A 9,411-nucleotide genomic window follows, 5' to 3' on the forward strand; every position below is an offset into this window, starting at 1 on the left:
CGTCACAATGGTCTGCGTCACTTCCCGAACCCGACGACGACGCCGGGTCCACACCAACCGAGTTCCATCGAGAACTCCCGGACCAAGGAGTGCGCCCCAGTGACCACACTCATCAACATCGACAACGGGGGAACCCTGACCGACATCTGTGTCTGGGACGGCCAGGGCTTCACCTTCACCAAGACCCTGACCACGCCACACGACCTGTCCGAGTGCCTGTTCAGCGGCATCGAGAAGGTGTCGGAATCCCTCTACGGGCAGGCCGACCTCGAGAAGATCCTGCACGCCACCGACCACATCCGGTACTCGACGACCCAGGGCACCAACGCCCTGGTCGAACGCCGCGGACCGATGATCGGCATCCTGACCACGCTGTCGAACCTCGACACGGTGATGCGCAAGTCCGACGCGGAGAACGACCTGTGGGACGGCCTGATCGCCGACCGCTACCTGACCGTCGACGTCGAGGACGAGAACCTCGAATTCGAGCTGGTCCAGTCGGTCAACCGGCTCACCACCCTGGGCGCGGCGCGCGTCGTCGTCACCGCGGCCAACCCCGAGGACGAGCGCCGCCTGCGCAACGTCCTGCTCCGCAAGTTCCCCCGCCAGCTGCTGGGGTCGATCCCGGTGATCTACAGCTGGGACCTCGCCGGCGACCGCGACGACGCCCGCCGCACCTGGTCGTGCGTCATCAACTCGTTCCTGCACCCGACCATGGAGCGTTTCCTCTACGGCGCCGAACGCCGGCTCAAGGACTTCAAGGTCGCCAACCCGCTGCTGGTCTACCGCAACGACGGCGCCTCCTCCCGCGTCGCCAAGTCCGTGGCACTCAAGACCTACTCGTCCGGTCCGCGCGGCGGCCTCGAGGGCACCGCTGCCCTGGCCCGGGTCTACGGACTCAACCGCGTCGTGATGATGGACATCGGCGGCACCACCACCGACGTCGGCGTGGTCGAGGGCGAGCAGGTCGCCACCCGCGAGCGCGGCTCGATCAAGGGCGTGCCGATCTCCTACCCGATGAGCGAGGTCCACTCCAAGGGCGTCGGCGGCTCGTCGGTGATCCAGGTGGTCGACGGCGAGATCCAGGTCGGCCCGCAGTCGGTCGGCGCGGCACCCGGTCCCGCCTGTTTCGGTTTCGGCGGCAAGCAGGCGACCATCACCGACGTCAACCTCCTGCTGGGCGTGCTCGACGCGGACACCTACCTGGACGGCACCTTCAAGCTCGACGCCGAGCGTTCCAAGGCGGTCATCACCGAGACCATCGCCGAGCCGCTCGGGGTCGGCCTCGAAGAAGCCCTCGTCCGGATGGAGCAGGCGTACTTCGAAGCCGTCGCCGGTTCCTTCTCCCACCTGGTCGACGCCGACACCACCCTCGCCGCCTTCGGCGGGGCCGGCCCGATGAGCGCCGCGGGCGCGGCGCGCGTCGCGGGCGTCAAGCGGGTGCTGATCCCGCGCACCGCCGCGGTGTTCTCCGCACTGGGCATCTCGTTCTCGAACGTGGGCAAGACCTACGAGGTCACGGTCCCCGTCGCCACCACCGAGGCAGCTGCGGCCACCCACGCCGAGCTGGTCGAGCGGGCCGAGCGCGACATGTTCCAGGAGGGGTACGCCCTCGCCGATTGCACGGTCTCCAGCGAACTGATCATCGAGGGGATCGACGGCAACATCGCCGAGCGGCGGCCCTACATCCCCGGCGACGCGGTCGACTACCCCGAGCAGCTCGCGACCCTGCGGTTCACCGTCACCGCCGAACTGTCCCAGCCGGAACTGACCGCCGACACCGAGGTCACCCCGACCCCGGCGCCGAGCATCGGGACCCGCCGGGTGCGCAGCGGCGCCGACCAGGTCGACGAGGTGCCGGTGCACGTGCTCGACGAGCTCTCGCCCGGCAACTCCGGCGAAGGGCCGGCCATCGTCGAGGGCCCGTTCTTCACCGCCCGCGTGCTGCCCGGCTGGCAGTTCCGCGTCACCTCCGCCGGAGACCTGCTCCTCACCGACGACACCCTCTGACATCCCCGCCCTGAAAGACACCGACATCTGAGAGGAGGACTCGAGATGCGAGTCCCCATGACCGAGTACCTCGTGATCGATCTGGACACCGAACGCTGGGTGTGCCGGGTCTGTGAACACGACATGGGCTCCGCCCACGACAACTACAAGCCGGGAACGCTTGTGTACGACCGTGATCCGCGTGAGATCCACCAGCCGATCATCGACCCGGAGCGCTACGAGTACACCTTCAGCCCCGACCCCACCTACTGCCGGATCCTGGAGTACTACTGCCCCGGATGCGGCACCCAGATCGAGGTCGAGTACCTGCCGCCGGGCCATCCGCCGACCGTCGACATGGTCATCGACGTCGCCGCGCTGCGCAAGCAGTGGGAGGAACGCGGCGTCGATCCCGAAGAGGTCTTCAACTACGGACCCGGCGAGGACGCCCAGAAGTACACCGCCGCACTGAAGGCCATCGGCCACATCCGCTGACCCACCACATAGGAGCTGCACCATGAAGCGCATATCCGTCGACATTGGCGGTACCTTCACCGATTGTTTCTTCGTCTGGGACGACATCTACGTCGACGCCAAGGCCCTGACGACCCACCACAACCTGGCACTCGGCTTCAACGAGGCCCTCGACCTGGCCTGCAAGCGGGCCGGCCTCGACCGCGACACCGTGCTCAGCGAGGTCGACTCCGTCCGCTACGCAACGACTCTCGGAACCAACGCACTGATCGAGCGCAAGGGACCGAAGGTGGCGGCCATCGTCACCCACGGCTTCGAGGACACCATCCCGCTGTCTCGAGGCCGCGGCTACGGCGAGGGCCTCGACCACACCATGCAGCAGAACCTGCCGGCCGCCGAGCGTCCCGACCCGATCGTGCCCCGTCAGCTGATCCGCTCGGTCAAGGAGCGCATCAACTCCGCCGGCAAGATCGTCGCGCCGCTCGACCCGGAGGACGTGCGCAAGACGGTGCGCGAGCTGGTCAACGAGGGTGCCGAGGCCATCGTCGTCTCGCTGGTCAACGCCACCGAGAATCCCGTGCACGAGTTGGCGATCCAGGAGATCATCCTCGACGAGTTCCCGCCCCACGAGCTCGGCGCCATCCCGGTTCTGCTGGGCCATCAGGTGTCCGGCCGCAAGGGCGAGTACGTGCGGTCCACGTCGACCATCATCGACGGCTTCCTGCACGAGATCATGTTCCACGCGCTGTCGCAGCTGTCGAACAACCTGCGCGACTCCGGGTACGACAAGCCGATGCTGGTCATCCACAACTCGGGCGGCATGGCGCAGATGAACTCCACCGACGCGCTGCAGACCATCCACTCCGGTCCGATCGCGGGTGTCGGTGCGGCCGAGCACCTTTCCGCCGAGACCGGGCTCGGCCACGTCATCTCCACCGACATGGGCGGCACCTCCTTCGACATCGGCCTGGTGCCGGAGGGCGGCGTCAAGCACTACGACTTCCTGCCGACCATCGATCGGTGGCTGGTCAGCGTGCCGATGGTCCACCTCGACACCCTCGGTGCCGGCGGCGGGTCGATCGCCAGCTACGACCGCATCCACAACTCGATCAGGATCGGGCCGGAGTCGGCGGGCTCGAACCCGGGGCCGGCGTGCTACGACCGGGGCGGCCTGCGGCCGACCGTCACCGACGCCGATCTGCTGCTCGGCTACCTCGACCCCGAGAACTACGCCAACGGGTACATCAAGCTCAACCCCAAGCGCTCGGTCCAGGCGATCGAGGACACCCTGTGCGATCCGCTGGACATGGACGTCATCGACATCGCCCGGGTGATCAAGGACAGCGTCGACGAGCAGATGGCGATCGGGATCGGGAAGGAGCTGCGCGTGCGCGGCTACCTCCCCGAGGACTTCACCATGCTCGCCTACGGCGGCAACGGCCCGCTGCACGCATGCGGCATCGCCCGCCACGCCGGCATCCGCCGGGTCCTGGCCCCGCCCTTCTCGTCGGTGTTCTCCGCCTGCGGCGCCGGCAACATGAAGCAGCTGCACTTCCACGAGCGTGGCGTCCACGTCACTTTCTACAACGCCACCACCCGCACGCTGTACGACAAGTACGACGAGTTCAACGCCGTGGTCGAGGAGCTGGAGGCCCGCGGCCGAGAAGACCTGGTGCGCCAGGGATTCGACGGCGATGAGGTGAAGTACCGCCTCGAGGTGGACATGCGTTACGGCAATCAGCTGCTCACCCAGGCGGTGGCGCTCGACGGCATCAGCCGCATCAACGGCGTCGGTGACGTGCTGGAGATCATCAAGACCTTCGGCGACGTCTACAGCCACCGCTTCGGCGCGTCCTCGGCGGCGCCGGAGGCCGGAATCCGGTGCAACACCATCCGGGTGGCGTCCTACGTCGACGGCGACGTGGTCAACTTCGACTCCCTCTACGCCGGCGGCGACCGCACCGAGCCGACCCCGGTGGCCCGGCGCAACGTCCACTTCATCGGACACGACAAGGCGCTCGACACCCCGGTCTACGACCAGGGCGCACTCACCCACGAGCACGTCATCCACGGCCCGGCGATCGTCACCACCGAGAACACCACGTTCCTCGTCGAACCGGAGTGGCGCCTCGAGCCCACCCGCCAGGGTGCCGTCTGGTTCCTGCAGGACTGAGCCACAAACCATTCCAAGCGAGAGAAGAGTTCATCATGACCGCAGTTCACGACCATGACAGCCGCGTCCTGACCCCGCAGGAGCAGGAGTGGGTCGACAAGTTCATGGACGAGACCACGCTGTTCCTCGGGCCCGACCCGGAGATCATGCGCAGCCATGCGATCGCGCCCCGTACCGACCACGAAGAGGTGGCCATCGCCGTCGGCGTCGACCGCCTCGAGGTCGAGCGCATCCGCAAGCGCATCGCCGGCGCCCTCGACGAGGGTTACGAGATGTGCGAGGCCCAGGGCGCCGCACCCGGCGCGAAGTGGGGCGACCTCACCACCGCGATCTACACCGCGAGCGGCGACGTCTCCTACCTGTCGTGCCACGGCGTGATCGCGTTCAGCGCGATCCTGCACCACCCGATTCGGTACATCATGAAGTACTGGAAGGACGAGCCCACGGTGGGCGTCCACGAGGGTGACGGCTTCATCCACAACGACGCGCGTTTCGGGAACGTGCACAACACCGATCAGTCGATGATCATGCCGATCATCCGCGACGGCGAGATCATCGCCTGGGTGGCCGCCACCATCCACGAGGGTGAGAACGGCGCCTGCGAGCCCGGCGGCATGCCGTCCGGTTCGGAGACCCCGTTCGACGACGGCCTGCGGATGAGCCCGTTCAAGATCGTCGAGCGCGGCGAGCTGCGCCGGGACCTGCTGACCTTCCTGCAGCACTCGGTGCGCGACCCCAAGCTGCAGCTGGCCGATCTGAAGGTCAAGATCACCGCGGTCCGCAAGATCATGGAGCGCATCGACAAGGTGATCGACGAGGTCGGTGTCGACACCTTCGTCGCGGCCCTGCGCGTCACGGTCGAGGACGTCGACGCCGAGGTGCGCCGGCGGATCAGCGAATTGCCCGACGGCACCTACCGCTTCGACCAGTTCATGGACTCGACGCTGAAGGAGAACATCCTCATCAAGTTCGCCTGCAAGATCACGATCAAGGGCGACAAGATGATCGTGGACCTGCGCGGGACCGGGCCGGAGATCCTCAACCGGGCCATCAACTCGCCGCTGTGTTCGGTGAAATCGATGTTCATGCAGGCGATCCTGGCGTTCTGGTGGCCGGACCTGCCGCGCTGCACCTCGGCGATGAGCTGCATCGAGATCATCTCCGACGAGGGGACCTGGGCCGACGCGTCGTACGACGCCCCGATGGGCCAGTCGCTGCAGGCGTCGTTCCGCGGGTTCTCGGCCTTCCAGGCGCTCTACAGCCGGATGAGCTTCTCGACGCCGAACAAGTACTCCAACGTGGTGGCCAACTGGTTCAACCAGATCAACACCTTCCTGTGGGGCGGCATCACCCAGCACGGCGACATGGTGGGCAACCTGTGTGCCGACCTGAACGGCATGCCCGGTGGCGCAAAGCCTTTCCGCGACGGTGAGGACGCGGTCTCGCCACTGTTCTGCGCGATGGCCGACACCGCCGAGCAGGAGGTCATGGAGGAAGAGGTCCCGTTCATGCAGCTGGTCTCCAAGCGACTGGTGCGTGACAACATGGGCTTCGGCAAGTTCACCGGCGGCATGGGCTACGAGATGATCGTCGCCGCCGAGGGCACCCCGCAGTGGGGCTTCATGACGGTCACCTCCGGCGCCAAGTTCTCCTCGATCTACGGCATGTACGGCGGATACGGTTGCGGCACATACCCGCTGTGCATGGTCAAGGGCACGAACGTCTACGAGCACATCCGCAAGGACCCGAAGAAGTTCGACCTGTCGATCGAGAAGGTCATGAACGAGCAGCCCTTCGAGGACGGTCGCTACTCGACCTACCACATGGGCCTGCAGTTCGACCTGGCCAAGGACGGCGAGCTGTACATGATCAGCCAGGGCGCCGGCGGCGGCTACGGCGATCCGCTGGAGCGTCTGCCCGAATCGGTGGTCCACGACGCCGAACTGGGCCGCATCACCCAGAAGGTGGCCGAGGACATCTTCGGCGTGGTCTACGACCCGGTGAACTTCCGCCTGGACGTCGAGGCGACGAACGCCAAGCGCGATGCCGCCCGCAAGGCGCGCCTGGAGCGCGGCAAGCCCTTCGACGAGTTCTGCAAGGAGTTCGTCCAGGACGAGCCGCCGGCCGACGTCCACTACTACGGCTCGTGGGGAGACGTCGAGGAGCTGACCGCCACGGTCTTCACCATCGACGGCCCCGAGCGCGTGGTCGCCCCGCTGGCCGAGCTGCCGCCGATCGTGATCCCGGACCGCCGTGAGGTCAAGATCGGACAGTTGGAGGCCCGGATCGCCGAGCTCGAGTCGAAGTACGGCGAGAACGTCCGACGACTGGCCTGATCCGGTCGGCCGGGTGCACCCGTGACCCCGCGCGGGTGCACCCGGCCTTCCGGTCGACACCGATTCTGGAGAAACCAATGTCATCGCTGAAGTCTCTGATCGCCTTGCCGGCCAGTGGGCGCACTCGTCCGGTCCTGATCGATCACACCGATTACGCCACCGCGGTCATCCGCCAGGGGCAGCCGATCCCGTGGGCCGACCTGGCCGCACTCACCGGGCACCAGGGCCAGGTCCATGCCCTACTCGATCCCGACGCCACCTGGCTCGACGTCGGCGCGGTCCAGGGCGCGCACCTGGCGGCCGATCCGGAACTGGTCGCCGCGATGGGCGCGCGCTCCCGCACGGGGTATGCGCTCCGTACCCTGCTGGCCGACGAGGACGGCGTCGCGGGTGTGCAACGCACCGCCAAGACGCTGGCCGACGCGGCCCGTCGTCCGCTGGTCCTCTCGCTCCCGTCGCCGGCGCGCTGGCTCGGTCGTGCGCACGGTGTCGCCGGTACCGGGCTGGACGAGATCGACCCGGATCGCGCCGACACGGCGTCGACCTACATCGCCGAATGGCTCGGCAAACTCTCGGAACTCCCGGTGGCACTGGTGATTCTCGACGCCCGGGCTCGCGTCGGCGATCCCATCGCCCAGCCCGAGTCGGTGTCGGACTACAGCGCGATCACCAACATCGCCTCGCACCTGGACTGGGTGGTCGCCCTGCGCACCGACGACCAGGTCGAGACGAGCGACGGCACCACGATCTCACTTCTGCCGGAGGGGTTCTGGTCCGACGACGACGAGATCCCCGCCGGTGACGCGCTGCTCACCGGCATCCCGGCCTCCGCACAGCCCGAGCGGGTGCTCGAGAAGCTGGCCCGACTCGCCTGAAGGGGGACACATGGACAAGACCGCACCCTCCGCCGACGCCGCGGTGTCGGCGGTATCGGACTCGATGATGGTGGCCTCCGGTGGCTTCGGTATCTGCGGCATCCCCGCGGTGTTGCTGGAGGCGTTGTCACGCACCGGCGTTCGCGACCTCACCGTGGTCTCGAACAACTGCGGGATCCCGGGCATCGGCAACTCGCTGCTGCTGGAGAACCGGCAGATCCGCAGGCTGATCGCCTCGTACGTGGGGGAGAACAAGGAGCTCGAACGCCAGTACCTCACCGGCGAGGTCGAGATCGAGCTGACGCCGCAGGGAACCCTTGCCGAACGGCTGCGTGCCGGCGGGGCGGGCATCGCCGCCTTCTACACCCAGACCGGCGTCGGGACCCAGGTGGCCGACGGCGGCCTGCCGCTGCGGCACGACGCCGACGGCGCGGTGGCGGTGGCGTCGGCCCCGAAACCACAGGCGGAGTTCGTCTGGGACGGAGCGCCGCGGACGTTCGTGCTCGAGGAGGCGCTGCGCCCGGACGTCGCGCTCGTGCGGGCCTGGAAGGGTGATCGCCACGGAAACCTGGTGTTCCGCAAGGCGTCGCGCAACTTCAACCCACTCTGTGCGATGGCGGCGAAGTACACCGTCGCCGAGGTCGAGAACATCCTCGATCCCGGTGATCTCGACCCGGACGAGATCCATCTCCCGGGCATCTACGTCGACGCCGTGCTGCCGTTGACCGTGGCCCAGGCGGCCGACAAGGGCATCGAGCGTCGCACGGTCCGCGAGCTGGAGGAGGTCTCCGCATGAGCTGGACCCGCGATCAGATGGCCGCGCGCGCCGCGGCCGAACTCTCCGACGGCGACTACGTGAACCTCGGCATCGGCCTGCCGACCCTGGTCCCGGGGCATGTGGCGCCCGGGGTGGAGATCGTCATGCAGTCCGAGAACGGCATCCTCGGCCTCGGCCCGTACCCGTTCGCCGGCGACGAGGACCCGGACCTGATCAACGCCGGCAAGGAGACGGTGACGGTGATCCCGGGCGCCAGCTTCTTCGACTCGGCGACGAGCTTCGGGATGATCCGCTCTGGCAAGGTCGACGTCGCGATCCTGGGCGGCATGCAGGTCAGCGAGCGCGGCGACCTGAGCAACTGGGTGGTGCCGGGCAAGCTGGTCAAGGGCATGGGCGGGGCCATGGACCTGGTCCACGGCGCGCGCCGGGTGATCGTCGTCATGGAGCACTGCGCCAAGGACGGCTCGCCCAAGATCCTCGTCGAGAACTCCCTGCCGCTCACCGGCGCCGGCGTCGTGGATCGCATCATCACCGACCTGGCGGTGATCGACGTGACCGACGACGGCCTGGAGCTGGTGGAACTGGCGCCCGGGGTCACCGCCGACGAAGCGGTGGCCGCCACCGGCGCGCCCGTGCGCGTCGCGGTCCCGGAGGCGGTGTAGGCCAGACGGTCCGGCCGGTCGGGCGGACACCCTGCCGGCCGGACCGCAGTCGTTCCCGCGTTCGATCCGCTCGCGCGGCGGGCCTGTGGGAAGGGAGCGGTGAAGCGCCCTGGGTTCCGTTCCG

The 9,411-nt window shown here is 67.8% G+C and carries 7 protein-coding genes; all 7 read left to right on the forward strand.

Annotated elements, in window-relative coordinates:
- Positions 1-99: 99 nt before the first annotated feature.
- The 7 genes from Y710_RS16770 to Y710_RS16800 all read left to right on the forward strand — a co-directional run bounded on the left by Y710_RS16770 (position 100) and on the right by Y710_RS16800 (position 9,287).
- Complete coding sequence (locus Y710_RS16770) at positions 100-2,010, forward strand: hydantoinase/oxoprolinase family protein (protein ID WP_045538157.1); 1,911 nt, start codon at positions 100-102, stop codon at positions 2,008-2,010.
- A 45-nt stretch (positions 2,011-2,055) separates the two neighbouring features.
- Positions 2,056-2,484, forward strand: a complete 429-nt coding sequence (locus Y710_RS16775; RefSeq protein WP_006900985.1) for an acetone carboxylase subunit gamma — start codon at positions 2,056-2,058, stop codon at positions 2,482-2,484.
- A 22-nt stretch (positions 2,485-2,506) separates the two neighbouring features.
- On the forward strand, positions 2,507-4,636 hold the full coding sequence (locus Y710_RS16780; RefSeq protein WP_045538156.1) for a hydantoinase/oxoprolinase family protein: 2,130 nt from the start codon (positions 2,507-2,509) through the stop codon (positions 4,634-4,636).
- A gap of 35 nt (positions 4,637-4,671) precedes the next feature.
- The gene (locus tag Y710_RS16785; protein WP_062367977.1) at positions 4,672-6,972 is read left to right on the forward strand and encodes a hydantoinase B/oxoprolinase family protein; all 2,301 of its coding nucleotides are present in this window, start codon (positions 4,672-4,674) and stop codon (positions 6,970-6,972) included.
- A gap of 77 nt (positions 6,973-7,049) precedes the next feature.
- Positions 7,050-7,847, forward strand: a complete 798-nt coding sequence (locus Y710_RS16790; RefSeq protein WP_062367978.1) for a hypothetical protein — start codon at positions 7,050-7,052, stop codon at positions 7,845-7,847.
- 10 nt (positions 7,848-7,857) lie between these two features.
- Positions 7,858-8,643 carry a CoA transferase subunit A gene (locus tag Y710_RS16795; RefSeq protein ID WP_045538153.1) on the forward strand — a complete coding sequence of 262 codons (786 nt, stop codon included), beginning with the start codon at positions 7,858-7,860 and terminating at the stop codon, positions 8,641-8,643.
- Entirely contained in the window at positions 8,640-9,287 is a 648-nt protein-coding gene (locus Y710_RS16800) for a 3-oxoacid CoA-transferase subunit B (RefSeq protein WP_045538152.1), read from the forward strand. Before Y710_RS16795 ends, Y710_RS16800 begins: the two co-directional genes overlap by 4 nt.
- Positions 9,288-9,411: the final 124 nt, after the last annotated feature.

The sequence above is a fragment of the Gordonia sp. QH-12 genome (assembly GCF_001578675.1).
Lineage (GTDB): Bacteria > Actinomycetota > Actinomycetes > Mycobacteriales > Mycobacteriaceae > Gordonia > Gordonia sihwensis.

Bases quoted from the DNA above. Each gene is read 5' to 3' on its own strand.
- Y710_RS16775 (WP_006900985.1), top strand. From the start codon at position 2,056: ATGCGAGTCCCCATGACCGAGTACCTCGTGATCGATCTGGACACCGAA.
- Y710_RS16780 (WP_045538156.1), top strand. From the start codon at position 2,507: ATGAAGCGCATATCCGTCGACATTGGCGGTACCTTCACCGATTGTTTC.
- Y710_RS16785 (WP_062367977.1), top strand. From the start codon at position 4,672: ATGACCGCAGTTCACGACCATGACAGCCGCGTCCTGACCCCGCAGGAG.
- Y710_RS16790 (WP_062367978.1), top strand. From the start codon at position 7,050: ATGTCATCGCTGAAGTCTCTGATCGCCTTGCCGGCCAGTGGGCGCACT.
- Y710_RS16795 (WP_045538153.1), top strand. From the start codon at position 7,858: ATGGACAAGACCGCACCCTCCGCCGACGCCGCGGTGTCGGCGGTATCG.
- Y710_RS16800 (WP_045538152.1), top strand. From the start codon at position 8,640: ATGAGCTGGACCCGCGATCAGATGGCCGCGCGCGCCGCGGCCGAACTC.